This is a genomic window from Lysinibacillus sp. NPDC048646 (assembly GCF_050272295.1).
Taxonomy (GTDB): Bacteria; Bacillota; Bacilli; order Bacillales_A; family Planococcaceae; genus Lysinibacillus.
The window spans coordinates 22,422-47,346 of the sequence record NZ_JBNNLZ010000005.1 but is presented as its reverse complement, the minus strand read 5'-3'; the positions used below and the strand labels follow the sequence as shown (position 1 = coordinate 47,346).

At 37.5% G+C, this 24,925-nt stretch carries 26 protein-coding genes; 20 read left to right on the top strand and 6 right to left on the bottom strand.

Annotation, left to right across the window (positions count from 1 at the left end):
- Nucleotides 1-20 precede the first annotated feature (20 nt).
- The 15 genes from murB to ACQKII_RS07810 all read left to right on the top strand — a co-directional run bounded on the left by murB (nt 21) and on the right by ACQKII_RS07810 (nt 13,001).
- On the top strand, nt 21-935 hold the full coding sequence (murB, locus tag ACQKII_RS07880) for a UDP-N-acetylmuramate dehydrogenase (RefSeq protein WP_427458056.1): 915 nt from the start codon (nt 21-23) through the stop codon (nt 933-935).
- 60 nt (nt 936-995) lie between these two features.
- Entirely contained in the window at nt 996-1,751 is a 756-nt protein-coding gene (locus tag ACQKII_RS07875) for an exodeoxyribonuclease III (RefSeq protein WP_427458054.1), read from the top strand.
- 280 nt (nt 1,752-2,031) lie between these two features.
- Entirely contained in the window at nt 2,032-4,395 is a 2,364-nt protein-coding gene (locus ACQKII_RS07870; RefSeq protein ID WP_427458052.1) for a penicillin acylase family protein, read from the top strand.
- A gap of 582 nt (nt 4,396-4,977) precedes the next feature.
- The gene (locus tag ACQKII_RS07865) at nt 4,978-5,349 is read left to right on the top strand and encodes an ArsR/SmtB family transcription factor (protein ID WP_427458050.1); all 372 of its coding nucleotides are present in this window, start codon (nt 4,978-4,980) and stop codon (nt 5,347-5,349) included.
- Nucleotides 5,330-7,459 (top strand): heavy metal translocating P-type ATPase, encoded by a 2,130-nt coding sequence (locus ACQKII_RS07860; protein WP_427458048.1) that lies wholly within the window; start codon nt 5,330-5,332, stop codon nt 7,457-7,459. The genes ACQKII_RS07865 and ACQKII_RS07860 overlap by 20 nt, the downstream gene beginning before the upstream one ends.
- A 161-nt stretch (nt 7,460-7,620) precedes the next feature.
- On the top strand, nt 7,621-7,902 hold the full coding sequence (locus ACQKII_RS07855; protein ID WP_143997032.1) for a late competence development ComFB family protein: 282 nt from the start codon (nt 7,621-7,623) through the stop codon (nt 7,900-7,902).
- A gap of 135 nt (nt 7,903-8,037) precedes the next feature.
- Nucleotides 8,038-8,457 carry a transcriptional regulator MntR gene (mntR, locus tag ACQKII_RS07850; protein WP_010860342.1) on the top strand — a complete coding sequence of 140 codons (420 nt, stop codon included), beginning with the start codon at nt 8,038-8,040 and terminating at the stop codon, nt 8,455-8,457.
- 139 nt (nt 8,458-8,596) lie between these two features.
- Complete coding sequence (locus ACQKII_RS07845) at nt 8,597-9,454, top strand: CvfB family protein (RefSeq protein WP_427458045.1); 858 nt, start codon at nt 8,597-8,599, stop codon at nt 9,452-9,454.
- A gap of 203 nt (nt 9,455-9,657) precedes the next feature.
- Nucleotides 9,658-10,572: a DUF1002 domain-containing protein gene (locus ACQKII_RS07840; RefSeq protein ID WP_427458043.1), complete on the top strand. Its 915-nt coding sequence runs from the start codon at nt 9,658-9,660 to the stop codon at nt 10,570-10,572.
- Between the two features lie 23 nt (nt 10,573-10,595).
- Nucleotides 10,596-10,910, top strand: coding sequence for a hypothetical protein (locus ACQKII_RS07835; protein ID WP_427458041.1), 315 nt, complete (start codon nt 10,596-10,598; stop codon nt 10,908-10,910).
- A gap of 60 nt (nt 10,911-10,970) precedes the next feature.
- A complete protein-coding gene (locus tag ACQKII_RS07830) occupies nt 10,971-11,129 on the top strand; it encodes a hypothetical protein (protein WP_427458040.1) in 159 nt (52 codons plus the stop codon).
- The gene (locus tag ACQKII_RS07825; RefSeq protein ID WP_427458038.1) at nt 11,119-11,436 is read left to right on the top strand and encodes a VOC family protein; all 318 of its coding nucleotides are present in this window, start codon (nt 11,119-11,121) and stop codon (nt 11,434-11,436) included. Before ACQKII_RS07830 ends, ACQKII_RS07825 begins: the two co-directional genes overlap by 11 nt.
- 45 nt (nt 11,437-11,481) lie before the next feature.
- Nucleotides 11,482-11,763: a GNAT family N-acetyltransferase gene (locus ACQKII_RS07820; protein WP_427458036.1), complete on the top strand. Its 282-nt coding sequence runs from the start codon at nt 11,482-11,484 to the stop codon at nt 11,761-11,763.
- Nucleotides 11,764-12,167: 404 nt separating this feature from the next.
- On the top strand, nt 12,168-12,617 hold the full coding sequence (locus ACQKII_RS07815; RefSeq protein ID WP_427458034.1) for a GNAT family N-acetyltransferase: 450 nt from the start codon (nt 12,168-12,170) through the stop codon (nt 12,615-12,617).
- A gap of 72 nt (nt 12,618-12,689) precedes the next feature.
- The gene (locus ACQKII_RS07810; RefSeq protein WP_427458032.1) at nt 12,690-13,001 is read left to right on the top strand and encodes a hypothetical protein; all 312 of its coding nucleotides are present in this window, start codon (nt 12,690-12,692) and stop codon (nt 12,999-13,001) included.
- Between the two features lie 16 nt (nt 13,002-13,017).
- Here the strand turns inward: ACQKII_RS07810 and ACQKII_RS07805 are convergent, their stop codons facing one another.
- The 3 genes from ACQKII_RS07805 to ACQKII_RS07795 form a co-directional block, all read right to left on the bottom strand.
- Nucleotides 13,018-14,160: an MFS transporter gene (locus ACQKII_RS07805; RefSeq protein ID WP_427458030.1), complete on the bottom strand. Its 1,143-nt coding sequence runs from the start codon at nt 14,158-14,160 to the stop codon at nt 13,018-13,020.
- A 266-nt stretch (nt 14,161-14,426) separates the two neighbouring features.
- Nucleotides 14,427-15,947 (bottom strand): succinate CoA transferase, encoded by a 1,521-nt coding sequence (locus ACQKII_RS07800; RefSeq protein WP_427458028.1) that lies wholly within the window; start codon nt 15,945-15,947, stop codon nt 14,427-14,429.
- 316 nt (nt 15,948-16,263) lie between these two features.
- Nucleotides 16,264-16,914, bottom strand: a complete 651-nt coding sequence (locus ACQKII_RS07795; RefSeq protein ID WP_107925438.1) for a LytTR family DNA-binding domain-containing protein — start codon at nt 16,912-16,914, stop codon at nt 16,264-16,266.
- Between the two features lie 504 nt (nt 16,915-17,418).
- Here ACQKII_RS07795 and ACQKII_RS07790 point away from each other — a divergent pair.
- The 4 genes from ACQKII_RS07790 (at nt 17,419) to ACQKII_RS07775 (ending at nt 20,470) form a co-directional block, all read left to right on the top strand.
- On the top strand, nt 17,419-18,213 hold the full coding sequence (locus tag ACQKII_RS07790; RefSeq protein WP_427458026.1) for a helix-turn-helix transcriptional regulator: 795 nt from the start codon (nt 17,419-17,421) through the stop codon (nt 18,211-18,213).
- 228 nt (nt 18,214-18,441) lie between these two features.
- Entirely contained in the window at nt 18,442-19,203 is a 762-nt protein-coding gene (gene yidC / locus ACQKII_RS07785) for a membrane protein insertase YidC (protein WP_427458024.1), read from the top strand.
- A gap of 54 nt (nt 19,204-19,257) precedes the next feature.
- Nucleotides 19,258-19,506 (top strand): hypothetical protein, encoded by a 249-nt coding sequence (locus ACQKII_RS07780; RefSeq protein WP_427458022.1) that lies wholly within the window; start codon nt 19,258-19,260, stop codon nt 19,504-19,506.
- Nucleotides 19,507-19,687: 181 nt separating this feature from the next.
- Nucleotides 19,688-20,470 carry a M15 family metallopeptidase gene (locus ACQKII_RS07775; protein ID WP_427458020.1) on the top strand — a complete coding sequence of 261 codons (783 nt, stop codon included), beginning with the start codon at nt 19,688-19,690 and terminating at the stop codon, nt 20,468-20,470.
- 60 nt (nt 20,471-20,530) lie between these two features.
- Here the strand turns inward: ACQKII_RS07775 and cls are convergent, their stop codons facing one another.
- The 3 genes from cls to ACQKII_RS07760 all read right to left on the bottom strand — a co-directional run bounded on the left by cls (nt 20,531) and on the right by ACQKII_RS07760 (nt 24,212).
- Nucleotides 20,531-21,988, bottom strand: coding sequence for a cardiolipin synthase (gene cls / locus ACQKII_RS07770; protein ID WP_427458018.1), 1,458 nt, complete (start codon nt 21,986-21,988; stop codon nt 20,531-20,533).
- A 142-nt stretch (nt 21,989-22,130) separates the two neighbouring features.
- Nucleotides 22,131-22,922, bottom strand: a complete 792-nt coding sequence (locus tag ACQKII_RS07765; RefSeq protein ID WP_427458016.1) for a YwqG family protein — start codon at nt 22,920-22,922, stop codon at nt 22,131-22,133.
- 129 nt (nt 22,923-23,051) lie between these two features.
- Entirely contained in the window at nt 23,052-24,212 is a 1,161-nt protein-coding gene (locus tag ACQKII_RS07760) for an MFS transporter (RefSeq protein ID WP_427458014.1), read from the bottom strand.
- Nucleotides 24,213-24,749: 537 nt separating this feature from the next.
- Here ACQKII_RS07760 and ACQKII_RS07755 point away from each other — a divergent pair.
- The gene (locus ACQKII_RS07755) at nt 24,750-24,887 is read left to right on the top strand and encodes an Lmo0850 family protein (RefSeq protein WP_167395997.1); all 138 of its coding nucleotides are present in this window, start codon (nt 24,750-24,752) and stop codon (nt 24,885-24,887) included.
- Nucleotides 24,888-24,925: the final 38 nt, after the last annotated feature.

The following is a 24,925-nucleotide window of genomic DNA, read 5'->3' as shown; positions in this document are numbered from 1 at the left end:
TTAGAAAGGAATTAGCTCTCATGACTAAAGAACAATGGGCGAAGGATTTAGCGCAAAATATTAATCCAGCCAATATTAAGTTAGACGAATCGTTACAACAATATACAATGACAAAATTAGGTGGCAAGGCGGATGTTTTTGTTCTACCTGAAACGGAGGATGAAGCGGCAGCTGTAATTCGCTATGCACATACAAATAATATTCCATTATTAATGCTCGGTAATGGCTCCAATATGGTCGTGCGTGATGGCGGCTTACGAGGAATAGTTGTTACATTTGCACATTTAGATGAAATTCATATTAACGGTGATTATGTATATGCACAAAGTGGGGTACTTATTAAGGATGTGTCGAAGCTTGCAGCAGCCGCATCCCTAACAGGCTTTGAATTTGCATGTGGTATTCCAGGCTCCATTGGGGGAGCTATGGCGATGAATGCAGGGGCATATGGTGGTGAGATAAAGGATATTATTATTTCTTCTAAAGTTTTAACAAAAGAAGGGGAGATTTTGAAATTATCGAAAGAAGAGCTGGAACTCGGCTACCGCCAAAGTATTATTGCCAAGAAGGGTTATTATGTGCTGTCATCGGAATTTCAGTTAACGCAGGGTATACAGGAAGAAATTGCCGCGAAAATTGCAGATTTAACGTACCAACGTGAGTCTAAACAGCCGTTAGAATACCCATCTGCTGGGAGTGTCTTTAAGCGTCCTCCAGGACACTTTGCAGGCAAGCTTATTCAGGATAGTGACCTGCAAGGGAAAGGCGTAGGTGATGCAGAGGTATCAACCAAGCATGCAGGCTTTATTGTTAATAAAGGAAATGCGACGTCTACCGATTACATTGCGACCATCCAAATGGTGCAACGAGTGGTCAAAGAAAAGTTTGGCATCGACTTAGAAACGGAAGTGAAAATAGTCGGTGATGATTTGTAAAAAAATTACAGATGACGCTCTTCGCTGATGGCGAGGGGCGTTTTTTAGGGGTGAATCACTATGAAGTTTATATCATGGAATGTCAATGGTATCCGAGCTTGCGTAAGCAAAGGCTTTTTAGATTTTTTCAATGAGGTAGATGCAGACTTTTTTTGTATTCAGGAATCAAAATGTCAGGCGGGACAAGTTGAACTTTCGCTAGAAGGTTATGAGCAATATTGGAATTATGCGGTGAAAAAGGGCTATTCAGGTACAGCTATTTTTACAAAACATACACCTCTTTCAGTACAATATGGTGTCGGTGAGGATAAGTCACAGGACGAGGGCCGAATAATAACGTTAGAATATGACAATTTTTATTTAGTGAACGTCTATACACCAAATGCCCAGCGTGATTTAGCAAGATTACCGATTCGCCTGGAGTGGGAGAACCGCTTAGCACTGTATTTAAAAGAACTTGATGCGAAAAAACCTATCGTGTACTGTGGGGATTTGAACGTCGCGCATACGGAAATAGATTTAAAAAATGTAAAATCAAACATTGGTAATTCAGGTTTTACATATGAAGAACGTGCTAAAATGACCGAACTTTTAGCAAGTGGATTTATAGATTCTTTCCGCTACAAGCATCCGAATGAGACGGATCATTACACATGGTGGTCTTATATGAATAAAGTACGTGAGCGGAATATTGGTTGGCGTATTGATTATTTTATTGTATCGGAGCGATTGAAAGAGCAGATTAGCGTTGCGACAATTCATTCACATATTTTGGGTAGTGATCATTGTCCAATTGAATTACAACTTGACCATTAATATCTAAGAAGAAATCGTATTTCCGGAGGGAAGTGCGATTTTTTTATATACCTCTGTCGTACAGAAAAGTTTTTTATCCTATTATTTTGTGCACAACGAAATTTACATCTTTCCGTATATTTAAAGGGTTTTCTGATAGATTTCTTATTTGTAGTCTATAAAGAGGCGTTTTTTCGCTGATAAAACAATAAACTTCGCTAAAAATTTTAGCTTTTATCTTGTGGGAAAGGATTTGAAAAAGCTAGATAAAGAATATATTGCTTAAAGGGGGTTTGTAGTTGTGAAAAAAAAGGCATGGAAAAAGTGGCTTGTTGGTGTTGTTGCTTTTTTAGCTATTGTACTTTTAGTAGTCTTTATAGGCTTTACGTGGTTTATGAATAAATCAAAGCCCATTATTGAGGGGGATCTTGCAGTAAGTGTGCTTGATCAGGATGTAACTGTTACGAGAGATGATAAGGGGGTTCCCCATATATTAGCAGAGACCGATGCAGATTTATATCGTGCACAAGGGTACGTTCAGGCGCAGGACAGACTGTTTCAAATGGATTTAGCACGTAGACAGGCAAGTGGTCGATTATCGGAAGTTATTGGTGAGGCGACAATTAATACAGATAAACATTTTCTTACGTTTAGTTTACGTGATGCAGCAGAAAAATCACTATCTGCTTATGATGCGGAAAGTAAGCAGGTGCTCGAATGGTTTGCAGAAGGAGTGAATGCTTTCATCACGCAGGCAAAGGAAAATAATACATTAAGCTATGAATTCGCATTACTAGGTTACGAGCCGGAAGAATGGTCTGTTGTAGATTCTCTAACAATTGGTAAATATATGGCGTACGATTTAGGGGGTAATTGGAATACGCTTGCTTTCCGTCATTGGGCTTTACAAAATTTCGATGAAGAGAAGGCAAAGGAATTATTTATAAAGTATCCTGACAACGCATCATCCATTATTGAGGCAAACATAGAAAATCCAGTAGCGGTAGCAGGTCAATTTAACACAGACTTATTGCCAAATGAATTTAATGGGAGTAATAACTGGGTTGTTTCAGGCGATAAAACAAAGTCAGGCTTTCCGATTTTAGCCGATGATCCACATTTAGGTTTAAGCACGCCGTCTATCTGGTATCAAATGCATCTGCAGTCACCTGAACAAAATGTTAGCGGTGTCATATTTGCAGGTATCCCTGGCATTATTCTAGGTCATAACGATGATATTGCTTGGGGGGTAACAAATGTAGGTCCAGATGTACAGGATTTGTATATTGAAATTCCAAATCCGGATAATCCTACACAATTCAGATATGATGGTGAGTGGGAGCAGGCTGAGGTACGTGAGGAATCTATCAAGGTGAAGGATGGAAAAACAGTGGATTTTGATGTTGTCGTAACACGACACGGACCAATTATGACCGATTTAGCGTTTAAAGATACTGAACCATCAGCACAGTTTTCGATGCAGTGGACAGCGCTACAATCTACAGCAGAACTGCGAGCAATAATTGGCTTTAATAAAGCAAATTCATGGGATGACTTTGAAAAGGCATTAGAAGACTTTAAAGCGCCAGCACAAAACTTTGTCTTTGCATCCAAGGACGGCACAATCGCCTATAAAGCAAACGGTGAAATTCCGATACGCAAGCAGGGAGAAGGACAGTTACCAGTGCCTGGTGATTCAAGTGACTATGGCTGGGAAGGCTTTATCCCATGGGATGAACTACCGACAGTAGTAAATCCAAAGGAAGGATTTATTGCGACTGCGAATAACGAAGTTATTGGCGAGGAATATCCTTATCATCTAACGGATTTCTGGGCACAGCCGTATCGCTATGAGCGTATTAAAGAAGTGTTAGAAGCTAATGATTCGCTAACAATAGAAGACATGATGAATTTGCAAATGGATCAGCATAATTTATATGCACGTGAGTTTTTACCAGATTTACTAACTTCGTTGAAAGCACAAGATAAGGATGGAAAGTATGCAGAAGTCATTACGCAACTAGTGAATTGGGATATGGTGGATGCAAAAGAATCAAGCGCACCACTTGTCTTCCATACGCTAATGGAACAATTGCAGGAAGTTCTTTTTAAAGATGAAATGCCGCTAGATATGTATAATCTAATGGCTGGTAAATACAATATAACGGATCAACTGTTACGACAAGCATATGCGGGTGAGAAAAGTACTTGGATAGAAGAACAGGGTGGTGTGGATGCAATAGTATATGAAGCATTAGAACGATCGATAGCACTAATTGAGAATCGTTTTGGAACGAATGTTTCGAAGTGGCAATGGGGGGATTTCCATCAACTTACATTTGATCATACACTAGGAAGTGCATCACCGATATTAGCCGCATACTTTAATGCTAAAAAGGTACCTATTGGCGGTTCGAAAGTAACTGTACAGGCAGCTGACGATGATATGGATGGCAATGTAGATCATGGAGCTTCCTGGCGATTTGTAGCAGACGTAGGTGATTTGAGCTCAGCTTACCATATTGTCGGTCCTGGACAGAGTGGCCACGTGAAATCGAAGTGGTATCAAGACCAGGTAGAGGATTGGGCTAATGGGAATTATCATGAAACTTCTGTCAAGAAAGATGATATTAAAGGGCAGACGTTATTATTAAAGGCACAATAATATTGACGGACAGTGCACTATTTTGTCGTTTTTAAAGGTAGTTGAATTCAAATTTCTCCTGAATTCGTGCTTGCAGAAAAAACCTTCTTTTGTTTTTCGGCGAGTATATGGCAATACAGGTAGCAGTTGTGATTTTCTAATAAAAAATTCGTCATCGTAGGTGTTTTATAAGCAGCATCAGCTGCCACAGCAATTAGATTGCAATAATAATCTTTTCGACTAATCAAGCGTGACGATTGTGCTTCATACAAATCCTTTTACGTCTGTAGCTGCATGGAAAACGTAGGTGATTGGAGTGGAAGGCGCGACACTCCTGCAGGAACAGCACGTGCGCAAAAATTAGTTGGAGCCGTGCCTACGGAAAGGGAGCGCCTGAAACGGAAATCAATGTTTTTTTACTATTTACTCTACAGTCTGAACAGCGTCCGATTTTGTGCGCTGTTTTTTTGTTGTGAGAGTCAGCGTATAAATTTAACTATAATACGTGATCGTAATCATACACATTCAAATGTCTGTTTGAATATGATGAAGTACTATGATATATTGAAAACAATCAAACGAACATTTGAATGAGGTGAGAAAATGCCGAAAGAAGTATGTGAAGTAACGCATGTAAATGATGAGGCTGTCACGAAGGTACAGCAACAAATGCCAGATTTATCAGGTGTAGCAAAATTTTTAAAGGCTTTATCTGACGAAACAAGACTCAAAATTGCCTATGCCCTAACGGTAGAAGATGCATTATGTGTCTGTGATGTCGCCACAATTATCGGTTCATCTGTAGCAACAGCATCACATCATTTACGCTACTTGAAAGATAACAGTCTAGCGAAATCGTATCGAAAAGGAAAGCAAATGTACTACTCTTTAGCCGATGAACACGTATACCAAATTGTCACGATTGCTTATGAACATGCGAAAGAGGGGATTGACGATGGCAGCGACACCAACTAAGCAAGAATACCGTTTGCAAAACTTATCCTGCGCCAGCTGTGCAGCAAAATTTGAGAAAAATGTGAAAGCTATTCCCGAGGTACAAGAAGCACAAGTTAATTTTGGGGCCTCCAAAATCATGGTAATCGGTGACGTAAACGTCGATCAAATTGAAGAGGCCGGTGCATTTGATGGCATTAAAGTATCGCAATCGCCAAAAAGCACAATTGAAACATCTACACCATTTTATAAAAAAATGGAAAACATTTTAGCTGGGATTGCTTTGTTATTCGTGGTACTTGGTTATGTATTGGTAACAATACGTGGTGAAACAGATCCTCTGGCAATTGGCATGTTTATCATAGCAATCTTAGTAGGTGGAGTAGGAATATTTAAAACAGGTTTCCGTAATCTAGCACGTTTCGAATTTGATATGAAAACACTGATGACGATTGCCGTAATAGGTGCTGCAATTATTGGTGAATGGGAAGAAGCGGCAGTTGTTGTCTTTTTATTCGCAGTGAGTGAAGCACTTGAGGCATATTCGATGGATAAAGCTCGCCAATCGATTCGGCAACTTATGGATATTGCACCTTCAACAGCAACTATTAAACGTGCTCACGGTAAGCATTTTCATGAAATGGAAGTGCCGACTGAAGAAATTGAAATTGGTGATATTTTAATTGTCAAACCTGGTCAAAAAATTGCCATGGACGGGATTGTAGTAAGTGGACTATCGGCAGTCAATCAAGCAACTATTACAGGGGAGTCAATACCTGTTAATAAAACAATAGATGACGAGGTATTTGCGGGAACATTGAATGAGGAAGGTGCACTGGAGGTCCGTGTTACGAAGCGTGTGGAGGATACAACTATTGCTAAAATTATCCATTTGGTAGAAGAAGCACAGGCGGAGAAAGCACCATCACAGCAATTTGTTGATCGCTTTGCTAAATACTACACACCTGCGATTATGCTGGTTGCCGTACTTGTTGCTGTTATTCCACCATTGTTTATAGGCGATTGGCAGCATTGGATATATCAAGGTTTAGCTGTGTTAGTTGTTGGCTGCCCTTGTGCGCTTGTTGTCTCGACTCCGGTAGCCATCGTGACTGCTATCGGGAATGCAGCAAGACATGGTGTGCTCATTAAGGGCGGCATTCATTTAGAACAATTAGGTCATATTGAAGCCGTGGCCTTTGATAAAACAGGTACCTTAACAAAAGGTAAACCAGAAGTAACAGACATAATTACGCAGAGCGACATGGCAAAGGATACAGTATTACAACTTGTTGCGGCCGTTGAAAAGCAATCGCAACATCCGCTAGCAAAAGCAATTCTAACTGCTTTACATGAAAAGGGGTTAGATGAGCTGGTGCCGACTGATTTCCAATCAGTGACGGGGAAAGGGGCTTTTGCAACAATTGAAGGCAAAAAGGTTTCTGTCGGAAGTTTGAAATGGATTGCCACTTTAACGTCTGTGGATGAAGTGACAAAAGAACAAGCCAATCAATTGCAAGCACAAGGTAAAACAGTTGTTGCAGCTGTTAGCGACGATCAATTAATCGGCATTATCGGTATCGCTGACCAATTACGTGTGGAAAGTAAAAGTGTTCTGCATAGCCTAACGGCGTTAAAAGTGAAACATACCGTGATGTTAACAGGTGATGCTAAAATGACAGCAGAAGCTATTGCTACTTCCCTTAATATGAGTGATGTAAGGGCAGGTTTACTGCCGGCGGAAAAATTAATGGCAATTAAAGAATTACGCACGAAGTACGGAGCTGTAGCTATGGTAGGGGATGGAGTGAATGATGCGCCAGCCTTAGCATCTGCCAATGTAGGTATCGCAATGGGTGGTGCGGGCACAGATGCAGCTTTGGAAACCGCAGATATTGCTTTAATGGGTGATGATTTAACGAAATTGCCTTATACAATTGGTTTAAGTAGAAAAACATTACGCATTATTAAAGAAAATATAATTTTCGCATTGGCATTAAAATTAATCGCCTTATTACTTGTTATCCCAGGATGGTTAACATTATGGATTGCCATTTTTGCAGATATGGGTGCGACATTGCTAGTTGTTTTTAACTCTTTAAGACTAATTAAAACAAAAAAATACAAGTAAAAAGATTGGGTTTGATAAAATATAGGAGAATACTACCGCTTTAAATTAGTAATTATTGTTGATGTAGATGCTATTAGCGATTCTTGAAAAAGCACTTATTTAATGCTAAGATATGTTGAGGACAATGTAACAATTAATTATAAATGAGGCGAAAGTTGTATATGTCAGAACCTATTTTAGTAAATGTTACAGAGGAAATTGTACGTGGCTTAGTAAGTTTTCTTTTACGAGGACCGGAATATCAAACATTTTGTAAATGTGAAATCTGTGAGTTTGACACAGTTGCAATTGCTTTAAATGCGTTACCTAGTAAGTATGTTACATCTATGGACGCGCGCGATGAAGCATTTAAAACAATGAATACTCCTGAAAATATCGAGCTGGTTAACAGAGAGATTATCCGTGCATTACATGTAGTGAATAAGTATCCTCGGCATAAGTAGAGCCCACTTCTATATGAGGTCGGCTCTTTTTATGTGTAATGACAATGATTCCTGTGGTTATGTATTTTCAGTTAACTTTTAAGGCAAGCTTGTAGTAAAATAGAGAGTAAGAAAATGAAAGAGAGGGAATAGAATATGCCAACACCAAGTATGGAGGACCATATCGAACAAATATATTTATTAATCGCTAATAAAGGGTATGCTCGTGTGTCTGACATAGCGGAAGCATTATCTGTTCTTCCTTCTTCTGTTACGAAAATGGTTCAAAAATTAGATAAAGATGGTTATTTAGTTTATGAAAAATATCGTGGTCTTACATTGACGCCAAAAGGAGAAAAACTTGGAAAGCGTCTTGTACAACGCCATGAACTGCTAGAGCAATTTTTACGAATCATTGGTGTAGACGAAGAACGCATTTACAATGATGTAGAAGGAATTGAGCACCATCTTAGTTGGAATTCAATCGATCGAATTGCTGATCTTGTGCAGGTAATGGAAGAAAATCCAGACATCGCAAAAAAATTAGAGGCATCTAGATCACAGCACAACCTATAAAAGTGAAACTTTAATCAGTTACTTATGGTTGCTGGACCTGCCACTATCTTGTTGTATTGGAGTGGACGCCCTAGTACCCGTTAGTAGCACGGAGTAAAATATTTTGCGAAATTGATGGTGTGAAGGAAAGGAAGACATTATGAACGAATTAAAATCAGGTGAAGTTGTAACGTTAACTGTATTAGAGCAACAAGCATCGAAATGGATCTTAACAAATGGGGTAGCCGAATTACCATTAAATGCTTCAGAGGTCACAGAACCACTTGCTGTGGGTGATCTTCTTCAAGTATTTTTATTCACGGATCGCCGTGGAGATTTAGCGGCTACAACTGCTATTCCAACATTTGCACAAGGTGAGTATGGCTGGGCACGCGTACTACGAGTGGTGGAACGTGAAGGAGCTTTTGTTGATATTGGGACATCACGTGAGGTACTTGTAAAAGCTGAAGATCTACCTGCCATAAACGAGGTTTGGCCAGCAGTGGGCGACCATTTATTTATGACATTGCGCACAGATCGTAATGGAGATTTATTTGGGCGTCTAGCAACGGAAGAAAAAATATTGGAGCTATATGAAGGTGCATTTGAAGATTTGCACAATAAAAATATTAAAGCACGACCATATCGTTTATTGCCAGTAGGATCGTTTTTACTAGGTGTAGAAGTACCATATCGCATTTTCGTCCATGAATCAGAGCGTTCTGCAGAACCTCGTCTTGGACAAGACATAGATGTACGTATTATTGATGTAAAAGAGGACGGCTCTATGAACGGTTCACTTTTACCACGTAAACATGAGCGCATTACTGGTGATGCTCAACAAATCTTAAGCTATTTACAGGATGTTGGTGGCAAAATGCCATTTGGTGATAAGTCTTCACCAGAAGAAATTCAAGAAATGTTCCATATGAGTAAAGCTGCATTTAAACGTGCGCTAGGTACACTTATGAAAGCTGGCAAGATAAAACAACAAAATGGCTGGACAGAAGAAATTTAACTTCTTTCAGTGTTTTGTTTTGTGTAGGGAAAGTGAAACGTCGTCTTGTAGACGCGCAATGGATCTTATAATCCTTCAATGGATATCACACGAATGACGAGAGAATGCTTGAAACCTTCTCGTCATTTTTTCGTACTAATAGTTGTATAGTGACATACATTATACAGGCTAAATGATTTTTCTAGCGAAAGGGGTCACACAATTTGAAAAAAACATGGATGAAAGTGCTAACTGCTACTATGTTAGTATTTGGTGTGATGGCACCAGCAACAGGATTTGCGGCCGATAATTCGACAACAAAAGCAATTGATGAAAAACTTGGTGTGCCAATCGTGGTATATGGTGCAAACTTATCAGAGACGGAAAAGGAATCTGTCAAAAAGTCATTAAAAGTAAACGAAGAACCTGAAACTGAAGAAATTACAGTATCAGGAGAAGACTTAGCGAAATACATTAAAGACAGTAATTCCAGTTCACGCATGTATTCCTCTGCAAAAATTACGCGCAAGGATGCAGGGAAGGGCTTAGTGATTGAGATTGTCACACCCTCAAACATCACACAAGTAACATCTGAAATGTATGCGAATGCGATGCTGACAGCAGGTATTGAGGATGCTTCAGTGCAGGTAGCTGCGCCAAAGGCTGTAACGGGTCATTCAGCGCTTGTAGGGATTTATAAAGCTTATGAAGTGAAGACTGGTGAAACGCTAGATATTGAGCGCACAGACGTTGCCAATGAAGAACTGTCAGTAGCAACTTCTCTTGCCGAGTCATCTGGAGTAGATGATGCAAAGGTTGCAGAACTACTAACAGAAATAAAAAAACAAATAGCAGAATTAAAGCCGGCAACACGTGAAGATGTTGAAAAAATCGTGCAAGAGCAGTTAAATAAGCTAGAAATAAATTTAAGTGAGAAGGATCGACAACTGTTAATAGATTTAATGGACAAAATTAGTAAACTAGATATTGATTTTAGTAAATGGTCTGATCAATTAAATGATATTAGTAATACGTTACAAGAAAAGTTCGGTGCACTAATGGAAGATGAAGGTTTCTGGACAGGTGTGAAAAATTTCTTCGCCAATTTAAAAGAATCGATTTCATCTTGGTTTAAATAAAAATAGTAAAGCTCACTGTCACAATGGCAGTTGAGCTTTTTTGTTTTATTTCATTTCTTTACGAAAATGCGGTTGGTACACCAGGGACAGATATGACGTATTTTGATATTCCAATGGCAGCACGGACTAGACCTGGTGTTTCTAGTATTTCTAATACAGCTTTGCGTATTCAGTCGAATAAAGCCTTACAGTTTTGGCTAAAACAATTAGATGCTTTTGGGGTAACACGTGATGATATTATCGAACGCTTTGGACGACAAACACTTACTTTCCGTGACTTTGAAGGTGCAAGATTAATGCTTGTAGTTGATGATGGTAATGGTGTGCCATATGGTTAGCCTTGGAAGACTGAGGGTATTACAGCAGAGCATGCAATCGTTGGACTTGGACCTGTCACGTTGACGGTACGTACGGCTGACAAGACTGAAAGCGTCTTATCTGATGTTCTTGGTTTTAAAAAGGCAGGTAGCTATCCATCGTCCGTAATGGGACGGCCAGATATCCTCGTCTATACTACAGGCGAGGGCGGTCCTGGAGCAGAGGTGCATGCACATTGAAGAACATAAAGACTTACCAGTAGGGCGTGCCGGCAGAGGAAGTGTACATCATGTGGCGTTCAGGGCCAAAACAGTCGAAGAATATGAACAATGGTCTGATAAGTTACGTGCACTAGATTTTCAAACTTCTGGAGAAGTGGATCTTTTCTATTTCCGTTCAATTTACTTTAGAGAGCCTAATGGGATTTTATATGGACTTGCGACAGACGAGCCAGGTTTTACGTCAGATGAGCCACTAGAAACACTCGGTAAGCCACCATTTTCACAAGGCAAACGCGTGCGAATCGAACGCTCACTATCTTTATGAAAAAACAAAAGGCTGTGTTACTATGAAAAAAAGGAGTGGTGAGAAATGGAATTCCAATTACAGAATGGTACATCAAATAAGCTTGCATTTGTATATGAGCAAGAAGGGGAAAGATTAGCAGAAATTACTTGGCAGCAACAGGGGCAAGTGATGGTAATGGATCACACATATGTCTCAGACAAGCTCCGTGGGCAAGGAGTGGCCAAAAAATTATTAGATCGTGCAGCAGATTATGCACGTGAAAACGATTATAAAATGGAAGCCGTTTGTTCATATGTAGTTGCTGCATTTGAAAAATCCGATGCCTATGATGATGTAAAACAATAAAGTAAAAACAGTAGAGCACTGTCGCGACATTTGACATTATGTCGACCGAAACTAATGGAGATACTTGGATTTTTAAAAAAATAAGGCAATCTGCTAGTAGCCTTGTGCTAGTAAGCGGATTGCCTTTTCAGCTTTTACTGCAAATCATTAATTACGCTCCCTATAGTAGAATTACACTGTAGATTAGAAAAGTTAAGAAACCTGCTCCCCCCAATAATGAAGCCATATCAACCCAATCGTATAGTAAGTCTAAATCTTTCACACAAATCACCCTCCTATTAATTGTAATAATTAATTAATTCCCTTAGTTTGTTAGTTATAATCATAAATAATTACAAAATAAAGTTGGATAACGAAAAGGAGTTAGAATTGTGCGATAATATTGAGTGGGAGAGTGATAGATAATGTCTTGGAAAATACAGACGTATAATGAATTAACGACGGAAGAACTGTATAAAATTATTCAGCTACGAGTAAATGTTTTTATTGTTGAACAACAAACATGCTATGAGGATTTAGATAATCATGATCAAAACTCTATACATTTATCATATGTTAAAAATGGAAAAATATTCGCATATGCACGTTTATTACCTCCGGGAGAAAAATTTGATATGGCATCGATAGGTCGTGTGATAACCAATGAAGAAGTACGTGGCACTGGACTGGGTAAGGAAATGGTGCAATTAGCTATAAATACAATCGAAAAAGAATGGCCAGGTTCAGAGATATTCATTCAGGCGCAGGGGTATTTAGAAGATTTTTACGGTTCTTTTGGCTTCAAGCAAGTTTCAGAGCGCTATATCTATGATAGCTTGCCGCACCTTGATATGTTGTATAAGGCGAAAAAATAATGTTTAGACCTCTAAGAATAGGGAAAAGCTATATTATAAGGCCAGTTTCTATATTTCTAGGAGGGATTTAAAATGGCAAAACGCAAAGGAACAGGTGTTGTACTTGCAGGATTAGCAGGATTAGCAGCATCTTATTTAAGCAAAAAAGAAAACCGTGATAAAGCATTGAATATGTTTAGTAGTGCCAAATCCAAAGTTGAATCTTATTTGAATACATCAAATGTTAATATGGATGAAAGAATCGCCGAACGTATAACTACTGAGGTAGCGACAGAAGCAGGGACATCTCCAACGAAGTTAGCATCAAATGAAATGGTTGCTGAAGGTGGCGGACATACAGGCGTCCATTTTTACAACGAAGAGATTCAGGAAAAAGAAAAGTAAGTAAAAACCTTCTCATTTAACGATGAGAAGGTTTTCTTTTAGGAATGACTGTAATAACTGCAAAGCCTATTAATACTAATCCAGTGAAAATAAATCCACTGACAATACCGAGTGAGAGCCAACCTAACAATGAGGAGCCTAATACAACGCCTAGTGAGAAAAAGGCATAAAAATAACCGTATGCTTTTCCTCGAATTTCAACTGTCGTCGAGTCAATTAATAGTGAATTTACTGAAGGAAACAAGAATCCAAAGCCAACACCATAGCAAATCATCGCCATATAAAGCAGTGTACTGGAGTCAGCCTGACTGATAAGTATTTGGCTAATCCCCATTAAGCCAATCCCGAGTGACAACGTTTTAATGGGGGCAACTTTGTCAAAAATGCGATTGCTAGGCAGAATAAACACGAGTACAGCAATAACGCCAAATGCACTCATTAGTGTACCACTTAAGCGAGAATCAAAGCCTAAAGACTGTACCTTTAAGGGAAGTAGGTAGGCAATAACACCTTGTGAGAACATTAAAAAGAATGCACCTGAAAAGGCTTTTAACGTACCGGCATTATTAAAAAATACACGAATAGGTATATATGTACTGGGTGCAGTTTTTTCCGTAGTTACTTTACTCGATCTAAGCAAAAAAGTAGCTAGAATACCTAAAAGTAACATAAAACTTGCTGTAATATTAAAAACGAAAGGTACGCTTGTACGACTTGCTAAAATACCGCTAAATGCTGGTCCAATGATAGCTGCTATTCCCACGAATGCACCCGAAATTGCACTACCCTTACCACGTTTTTCTTGTTCGGTGGCATTTGCTAGGAATGTAAACGCAGCTGGGACGATAAAACCTGCTACTAAGCCATGTACAAATCGTACAGCCAGTAGAGCAAATGGCTCTGCTATTAAATTATAAAGTGTTAACGAGAGACCTGTAGTTAAAAGACCAATTACTAAAATCACAAACGGTCCTTTACGATCAGTTAAAAAACCTGAAATAATATTCCCGAACGTATTAGAAAGGGAATACATGCCAACAGCTAGCCCAGTTAAAAAGGCAGATGCCCCTAAAGATTCTGCATATGTACTCATTACAGGAAGCTGAGTAAATAAGTCAAAAAATGAAAAGAATATAATTACATAGATAAATTTCTTCATAGCTCCTCCTGTTACAAATTACGACTTAGTGGGTTTATCCGTACAAAGGGATACGAACATTTCCAACTAAAACGCAGTTGAAGGAAATCATGTTCACGATAAGTACTGGACAAAAGTACACTTGAAAGTTTATTGCATCTTGTAGAACTCAATAAAATCGGTGGGGAAGAATAAGTCCCCACCGATTTTATTTTATTATACCATTTTCGACAAAAAAAGAACGCCTAATAAGTCGAAATGAACTTATTAGGCGTTAGAATTATAAATTAAGCTTTTACAACTTCTTTTTTCATTGTTTTGTTTTTAGCAAGATTAACGTGCCAAGAAAGTGCCTCTTCTAAAATATGAGGTGTTTGTTGGTTACCAGTTGCTTCAACAGCACGGTTGTAGTAATCCCATAATTGCTCTTTGTAATCTGGGTGAGCACAGTTTTTGATGATTAGTTGTACACGTTCTTTTGGAGCAAGTCCACGTAAATCAGCGATACCTTGTTCAGTAATGATTACGTCTACGTCATGCTCAGTGTGGTCTACGTGAGAAACCATTGGTACGATAGACGAAATCGCTCCGCCTTTAGCATATGATTTTGTTACGAATATTCCAAGACGCGCATTACGTGCGAAGTCACCAGAACCACCGATACCGTTCATCATTTTTGTACCTGATACATGTGTAGAGTTTACGTTACCATAAATATCTAATTCAAGAGCTGTGTTGATTGAGATTAAGCCCAAACGACGAATAAGTTCTGGGTGATTAGAAATTTCTTGTGGACGTAAGCAAATTTTATCAGCATACTTTTCTAAATTGCCATAAACTTTTTTCTGTAATTCTTCAGTAAGTGTAATTGAAGTAGCTGCAGCAAATTTAACTTTACCAGCATCGATTAAGTTGAATACAGCATCTTGGAGTACTTCAGAAGCAACAACTAAATCTTCAAACTCTGAATTAGCGAAGCCGTCAAGTACAGCGTTTGCTACAGAACCTACACCAGATTGTAATGGCATTAATTTGTTAGTTAGACGACCAGCTTTAATTTCATCGCGGAAGAAGTCTAATAAAATATTCGCCATTGTTTGTGTTTCTTCATCTGGAGGAACGATTAATGAAGGAGCATCTGGTTCTTCAGAAATCACGATTGCTTTAATTTTAGCTGGATCTACTTTAATCCCGATTTCGCCAATACGTTGTGTAGCATCAGTCATTGGAATTGCTTCACGTTCACCTTGCTCAGCAGGTACATAAATATCATGAATACCGATTAGAGCTTCTGGGTGAGAGATATTTAACTCGATAATAATATTTTCTGCATACTCAGCGAAGATAGGTGAATTACCTACAGAGTTTGTAGGGATAATAAATCCGTCCTCTGTAATAGCCACAGCTTCAAGAATTAAATATTTAATTGGGCCCATAATCCCTTGACGAACTAATTCAGCGTTATGAGAAAGGTGTGCATCTACATACTGGATATCACCAGAGTTGATAAGGTTGCGGATACCTGCATCGCCTTGGAAAGGTCCGCGTTTGCGAATAACGCCAGCCTCAGCTAAGTATTTATCTACTTCAGGGCCTAAAGAAGCGCCTGTATATACATCAATTTTGAATTTTTCATTTTTAGCTCGTTCTACTAATGCCATTGGAACAACTTTAGCGTCCCCAGCACGAGTGAAACCACTCATACCTACTACATCACCATCAGAAATAAGTGCTGCAGCTACATCAGCTGTAACGATTTTGCTTTCAAGCTCTTGTAAACCTAAACGTTTTTGAATAATTGCATCCATTAAAAAAATCCTCCCCTAAAAAGTTTTGATGGAAACCGATTACAAAACTAGAAAAAACTTATAAGAATTTTCTGTTTATTTAGTTGTAGTATAACACCAACCATTTGAATAATACTATCACCAATCTGTCACAAATACTTTATAAACAGCATTAAACTGTTTAAAAAAAGGAAATTCGAGCATAAGAACGCTTTTTCGACAGAGAAAACGTTTTATTATAGCGCCACCTATATTGAACTGACATAAAATTCTTATTAAAAAGAAAAAAATACAGCAAGCACTTTGAAAAGTAAAATGCTCGCTGTACCTTAATAATTTAAAATCCTAAAGAACGACGGAAGTAGCTTGCATAGCGTTGGCTAACAGGGATACGTGTGCCGTCTTTCATGATTAATAAGAAAGTGGAATGTGAGTCTGGTTGAATTTCATCAATGTAGTCAATGTTTACAATATATGAGCGGTGGCATCGAATAAATGAATCAGGTGCTAAAAATAGCTCAAGATCGCTTAAATTTAGTCGGTGATATCCTTCGCGCCCCATTGTTTTAACAAATGTCTTTCGAAGCTGGGTTTCAAGATAAATGACTTGGTCATGCTTGATAGGGTACCAGCAATCATCAATTTTGATTGTGATGTAATTTGTTAAAAACGCTGATGGCTTTTGTGGGAAGATAGCAGTAATGGCACCTTTTGTCTCGCCTTCTTCCATTAAAGGGATACTCATGCCGAAATAAGCAACGCCAAATACATCAGGTTCGATATACGTGCTGATTTTTTGCCCATAGCTTAAAGCTTTATGTGCAGCTGAGCCTTCTTTAATTGGGTCACCTGGCTTGATTTTTAAATCAACTTTTTTGCTTGGTTGGTAATACAAGTATTCGTTTGTGTCGGAAATTGCGATGGAAGTATTCTCTGGGAAGAACTCCTTAATAATCTCCATGATTTCTTCTATTTGTTTTGGATCCACTATTAACACCTCATTTGAACTTTTAAAAATAGTATTATCATCTAGTTTACTACATATTCGTATAAATTATATAGAGAAGATTTAGGAATAAAATAGAGAAATGTCGAATGTGAAATAAAAAGGTGTAAAATACATTACAGAAAATGTAACAAATTTTAATTAATTACTAATTTTTTTGTTACATATATGGTAAAATTTAATTGGGTCTAAGTAAGTTTACTAGGTTTCTACTATTCCTATGTGATAAATAAGAACTAGGGAGGAAGTCAAAATGTGGTTGAAAGGAATTCGCAGAATATGATAAAATCCTCTGTATAGTCTACTTTTATTACAATTGGTGTTTTAATTGGATTATTTTTAAGTTATAGTCAATTTATACTGGTGGAATAGGACCCAATTCATACCAAAATAAGTAAATGCTATTTTCTTATTTAAAAAATTATGTAGAATGGTGTCAAATATTGTAAAGTTATTCGTGCATTCTGAGGAAAGATGGGGAAGATTATGCAACTACATCAACATTCAATGTCAGAAACGATATCAAAAAGATACTTCCAAGAAATTGATAATATTAATCAATACATCGGTGTTGAAGAATTTTTTAATATTGAGTCGAAATTAATTTTTGAAATTTATCACTTAGAATCTGCAAAGGCTAAGAAATCTTTGCATGAGATAATTGATATTCTTTCAATACGTTTTGGCAAGCAAGTCATTAAAATTGTTCGAAGTTATTTTTCCGTTTTGTCGTCGATTGTTGCTCGTAAATTACTTGACAATCAGGTACCTTCGAAGAAAGCTTTTGCCTTTAATATTGCCTGTAATGATATGATTGAAAATCAAATGAAGGACGCAGAGTTTTTGCAATTTGCCGACGATTTAATTGATTTCTTTGTCTATTTTATCGCAGATCGCAAGCAACCGACTTTCCGTCACCAGACTGTCAATAAGGTGATTATGTATATAAACGATGAATTAGAAAATGACCTAACAGTAGAGAGCATCGCAAATAACTTCCATATTAGTACAAGTCACTTATCGCGTATATTTAGAGAACATGTTGGGATTACACTTGTCGAATATTTAAATGTTCGCCGTGTTGAGGAATCTCAGTACTATTTACGCCATACAAATAAAAGCATTACTTCTATTTCTGATCAATTCCATTTCTGTAACCAAAGTTACTTTACTCGTATTTTCAAGAAATATACAGGAGTTACACCTAAGCATTTCCGAGACGAGTTACATCACGAATTTTATCGTTTTGAAATGGCGGAGTCTGAGCTTCAAAATATATAATTGATATTGTGATTGTTTTAAATGTAGAAGGACCTTGTAAGCAATTTTCGAACATACAGTAAGATGCGGACATGTTAGCGATGCTAAGCTCGCATCTTTTTTTATGCGAATTAGACTCTCTTACGATGAAGCCTAGAAGTAATTGAATTAGTAGCGCTTGCTATTTGATAAAGATAGTCTTTATAAGGTATACTTCACATTAGTTGAAAAATAATAGTAGGTGGATAAATGAAAAATTTAAAGCTATTTTCAATGCTTGGTCTTGTGGTTTTTGTACTTAGTGGCTGTCAAGCAGTTCAGAACAAAGAAGGCTTTTTCTATAGTATTTTTGTAAAGCCTATGGAATTTTTACTTGAGTTTTTCGGGAACGATATATTTTCAGGTAGTTACGGTTTAGCGATTATCGCTATTACAGTGCTTATTCGTTTAGTCTTAATGCCGATTATGTTGAAAAACTATCGTCAGCAACAAATCATGAAATCAAAAATGGATGCCTTCAAGCCTGAAATGGAAGAAGTTCAGAAAAAGATGAAGGAAGCTAAGACAAAAGAAGAACAAATGAAGTACCAACAAGAAATGATGGCCTTGTATTCAAAACATGGTGTTAATCCATTAAATATGGGTTGCTTACCGATGTTAATCCAAATGCCAATCATCATGGGTCTTTACTTTTCGATTTTATATTCAGCCGATGTTAAATCACATATGTTTTTATGGTTTAGCTTAGGTTCGCCAGATATCATTATGACCATTATTGCGGGGATTGTTTATTTAGTTCAAGCGCGTGTGTCACTATGGACGGTACCAGAGCAGCAAAAAGCACAGATGAAAATGTTTATTTATATTTCACCAATTATGATTGTCTTTATCTCAATGTCTTCAATGGCAGCCTTACCGCTTTACTGGTCTGTAAGTGGTGCGTTACTGATTATTCAAACTTATATTGGACGAAAATATTATTCGGAGCATCCCGAAAAAGTAAAATCATAAAAAATGTATGTCGAGGCGCTTATGTAGCCTCGATTTTTTTAGGGGGACAACAGGATGAACACGAAGTGGTTATCATCGATTCTCGTCGCTATTTTCAGTATTGCGGCTATTGTTTGTATAATTATGGGTAATTTTAATTTTGCTGTACTTGCAATGACGATAATGTTTGCATTATCAAATGGTTTTCGAGCTAAGAGTTTTAAAGAGCAAGGTTACGTGAAAGAAGCAAAATGGATGAAGTATATGGCTATCTTTTTCACAATCGCTTCAGTAGTTGTGCTTTTTATCATTCTAACGGACTAACAATAGAATAATGGCGAAAAGGTACACTAAAAAATGTGAAGAATGTTAAAATAAAACTATATAGATAAAGTGAAGCTTTAATCGAGTTACGGTGCTTGAGCTCCCACTTTAAATATCTGTTTTAAAGTAGGGAGCCCTAATAACCCGTTCATATAGGTTAAACGTAAAAGGGGCTAATACAGTGAAAAACAACCGTCTACCACTCATCATTGGTGCTTTAATGTCAGCGGCGTTAATAATAGCTATTTTCGTAGTTGTTTACTATAAAAATAATCAAGTAAATGTAGCGTCAGATGAGCAGCAACCAATAACAGAGGCAAATAAAAAAGATACTCCAGCAACGGATAAACCAGCAACAGATGATCCAACAAAACCAATTGAACAACCAGAGCAACAACCTGATGAAAATGGTTATTTACCGAACCAAACCTTACCAACGGAGCCTACATATATTGACGGTATCCTATTAGCAAATAAAATCTATCCGCTTCCATCGACCTTTGCACCTGACGTAAACCCAGAGGCAAGTCAAGCTCTAGAAAAAATGCTAGCTGCTGCGAAGCAACAAAAGGGATTCGATTTAGTAGCGTTTAGTGGTTATCGTTCTTTTGAATATCAAACAACCTTATACAAAAACTATGTCAATCGTGATGGACAGGCTGCTGCAGACCGTTATAGTGCGCGCCCAGGCTATTCAGAGCATCAAACGGGCTTAGCTTTTGATATTGGCGAACGGGGTAAAGATGATTTATGGCTTACTGAAGAATTCGGTGAAACACCAGCAGGGAAATGGTTAGTGGAGAATGCTCAGGAATACGGCTTTATTTTACGATTCCCTCAAAATAAAGAAGACATTACGGGCTACATGTATGAATCGTGGCATTTCCGTTATGTTGGCATCGACATTGCCAAGGAAATTAAGAAGAAAAGTATAACATTAGAAGAATACCTAGGTGTTAAATAACAGAAAGAGGTTGTCTCGATAGAAATCGAGATAACCTCTTTTTTGAAAGTATAAAGCGTTTTAAAGTATCGGTGTTAGTAAACGGGAAATGGATTCTTTAAATTTGATTAAACTCGAACGATTTTTGTACATTTCCCATGTTAACTCAGTACAATCGAAAATATCTTTCTCAAATATCTCCGCCAACTGATGGGAAATTGTGGAATCATAAATAAAGGCATTTACTTCGAAGTTTAAGCTGAAACTTCGAACATCAAGATTTGCCGTTCCTACTGTCGACGCTTCATCATCAATAATAATGGCTTTGGCATGAATAAATCCTTTTTCATAAATGTAAACTTTTGCACCTGCACGAAGCAATTGTCCTACGTAAGAGTATGTAGCCCAATAAACAAACATGTGGTCAGGCTTATTTGGAATCATAATCCGAACATCGATGCCTGAAAGGGTGGCGATTTTAATGGCATCTAAAAAACTAACATCCGGTATGAAATAGGGTGTCTGAATATAAATGTATTTTTTTGCCATATTAATAAGTTTTAAATAACCAATTTTGATTTGCTCCCAATCGGAATCGGGTCCACTTGATACGATCTGTAGGCCTACATCACCTTTTTTAGGAATAGCAGGGAAGTAGCGGTCTGAATACCCCATTTTTTGTTGTGCACATGCCTGGTTCCAGTCTAGTAAGAAACGTGTTTGTAAAGGATGTACGGCGCTACCTTCAATCCGTAAATGCGTATCTCGCCAGTAACCAAATTTCTTTTGTAGTCCAAGATATTCATCTCCGACATTAAAACCACCTATATAACCAATACGTCCATCAATAACAACGATTTTACGGTGATTTCGGAAATTTAGCCGCGGATTAAGAAGCGGTAGAATAGATGGGAAAAACACTTCTACTTCTCCGCCTGCACTAAGAAGATTTTTAAAGTGGCGCTTTTTAACATTTCGTGAGCCCATTTCATCATATAAGAGTCGAACTTTCACACCCTGTTTTGCCTTCTTTATAAGTGCATTGACAATACGAGTTCCTAAATCATCTAGACGAAAGATATAATATTGAATGTGGATATGGTCTTTTGCTGCATCTATATCCTTAAGGAGTTGCTCGAATTTATCGGCGCCATCAACCAAAATAGTAATGTGGTTATCCTGTGTCAACACGGCATTATTTGTTATTAAATGCATATAAATCATTTCTTTATAATTTTCAGCATTTTCGATACGGAACTCAAACGTATTGTCGTGAATTGTTTCCTTCTGATAATTAATAAGGGTATCTATGCCAATATCCTTGCGACCTTCCCAACGGAACAAATGCTTTTTTCGCAATTGTCGTCCCAACAATAAATATAAAATGAACCCAGCTAATGGCAGGAAAAATAGTACTAAAACCCATGCCCAAGTAGAAGTAGCATCTTTACGCTCTAAAAAAATAATAGTCATTGCTGATAAAATATTAATGAATAAAATTATAGGTACTAGATGCTCTACATCTGTAAAAATGCTCATTCCTGCACCTGCCTTTACTATATTTCCAATATATTTAGTATAGCTTACTTCACAGGTGGAATGTAAGAAGATATGTTAATAGCTTGTAATCATGAAAAAAGAATTACCTCGAAAGTTAGTTCGGGGTAATTCAGTAATATCATTAATAATGTTCCCATTGGAATAATATATCTGAAAAATCTTCTTGAAGTAGTCTTTCGCGGTTGATGAAAAATTTCCCGACACCGCTATCAGCCCACATTATACCAAATTCATCATTCGAATCAATTTGTAGTAAAAGAACATCATAACGCTGAAGCAATTTTGATTCATGACGAATATCTTCCTCTAAAAAATAGGCGTAACCACCTATTTTTGCACCAGCACCTAAAAAATGCTGTAAATATATTTCCTGCAAATTAGCATCATCCTGATTTAGTTTTAGATTTGGTAAATATTGTGCTGCACGATAATCTAAAGCAGAAACAGGCTCTTGTCCAGGTTGGAATTGTAATGCTAGTTCCTGGCTAATAGGAAACCAATCATTTAATGCTTTCACAGATGTCTCCTGTAAAGGAACAACTATGTCAGTATTTATTGTAGGGTAAAATCGTATTTTATAAAACTGCTGGAAAATATCCTCCTGGTAATGTGCAGCGTTGGCAAATATATTAGATGAGATAAAAAATTGAAGAATGCCCTGTGAAGGAAAATCCTGTAGTGTAGGCATCTCTGCAAAATTTATTTGAGCTAATAGGCGCATTGGCTCACCTGTAATATCTTTCGGGTATGTTTGATAATAAGGTAAGTAAGGTTCACCAGCAAATTTACTTTCCGTTATCGAAGTTGAACGTTTAAATGGCGAGATAATCACCGCTGAAAGAAGTGTATCTTCAATTTTAGAACGAAACGTTTCGAGCTCTTTAGGAAGTAAAAGACTTGTTGTTTTGTTCATGTAAAGCCCTCCGATTTTACACATAAAAGCATTCAATATTCTTTACATATGATCGATATACCTTTTTACGTATTTGACCCCATATATAAAGTTGTGAATTATTATAGGTTACGGCTTTTAACAGCTAAATTATTCAAGACGTAAAGATTTATTTGAAGATTTATAAACAAAAATTAAAGTAATGGATACAATGGCTATTCCTGCTGACATATAATAGCCAAGATTAGATTCCATGGTGAACAACCATGTGAAGAAGAGCGGCCCAATTATACGACCTAAATTATCCATTGAATAAGAAAGACCTGCAGCCGTACCATATTGACCACCCGACTCTTTGGAAGAAAGAGAGACAACACATGTTCTTGCAATAGCGTTTCCAGCTGTAAAGACACAAAGCGCTAGCCCAGCCATGACTAAATTAGCAGTTAAAGTAAATAAAAGCATACCAAGTGCAGTAACAATTTGAGCGCCAATTAGCCAAGATGTCTCAGCTCCATTTTTAATTCGTCGAACGACACCCCCTTGAATAGCCGCATCCACAAAGCCGCTAAACATAAATAAATAACCAATCTGTAATGGCGTAATGTTAATACGGTCAATTTGGAATAGTTGGAATGTCGCTTCTACGCCTGCTAGCATAAATGTCACTAAAAAAGAAAACATAAATAAATAACGCACTCGGTATTGAAGCATCTTGCCAGCACCTTTTGGTACAATTGCACGTTTTTTTGAATTTTTTCGTTTGTCAGGTTCTTTTAAGACGATATTTGCATAAATAAATAATAGTGCGATTAAAGCTGCAGAAGTGACAAAAGGTAATTGCAAGCTATAATGGCCGAGCATACCGCCAATAGCTGGACCGAAAATAAACCCAAGACCGATGGACATGCCCATTAGACCCATGTATTTATTACGATCTTCTTCGCTAGACATATCACCTATAAAGCCTGTTACGGCTGTGTATAGTGCGCCTGAGAATAAACCACCTACAACACGCGATACGTATAGAATGGCTAAATTATCTATAAACAAAGAGAAAATAACGAAGCTTAGGCTAAAGCCTATTAGTCCCATTAAAATGAGCTGTTTGCGCCCAACCTTATCAGATAGCATTCCCCAAAGTGGTGCAGTAAAAAAACTTGCGAGTGAATACACAGTCAGTAAACCACCCACGTGTATATCATCCCAGCCTTGCTGGACAATAACCTCTGGTAAAACAGGAATAATAATTCCGAAACCTAGGTAGACGAGAAATTGAACAGACATTAACAATAGAATAGCCTTTTTCATAATACAGTTCCCTGCTTTCTTACGATATTTCAGTATGTATATTCTACCTCTCTTGTTCTTGCTATTACAAGAAATCATTAGATAGCTCATCTGCGAGTACTTGAGAAAGTATCTTGGTTAAGGATTTTAATTCATTGCGTTGGTCACATAATACTTAAAAATAATTGATTTAGGATGAAGAATTTTTTTGATGTACGAATAGATAGGACAAGATAGGTAAATAATTTAACTATAGCTATCTGGGGTAGCGAGTAAACGGCGACTTTTTTTGAGCATTTTGATTTGTATCATTTGTCATATAGCCCCCTTGATTAGTTCTACAGTATAATGTTTATATACCGATATAGGGTATGTTGAGGATGGCAAGAGTTGGCGGGTAAATAAAATTTACATTGTAACAAAATTGAAAAACTATAATGTCAAGTTAAATGGTATGATAGAGACAGATATACTTGTCAGACATCTTACACATATAAAATTGAAACTTTTTTGTAAATCAAACGTTATAAAATTCGAGGAAAGATTGAGGTGGAACGTATGACGAAGGAAGTAGATTTGAAAAAGATTGTTTCGAATTTATCGAAGTTGGGTGTGAAAGCTACTGTTACAAAGTCTCGACTTGAGCTTTTAAAAGTACTCACACCGCCAACGCAAACACCGCAAGTTCAAGCTTAACTCGTTTAAAATGAAAATGGGTAGTCTCCTAAAATTGA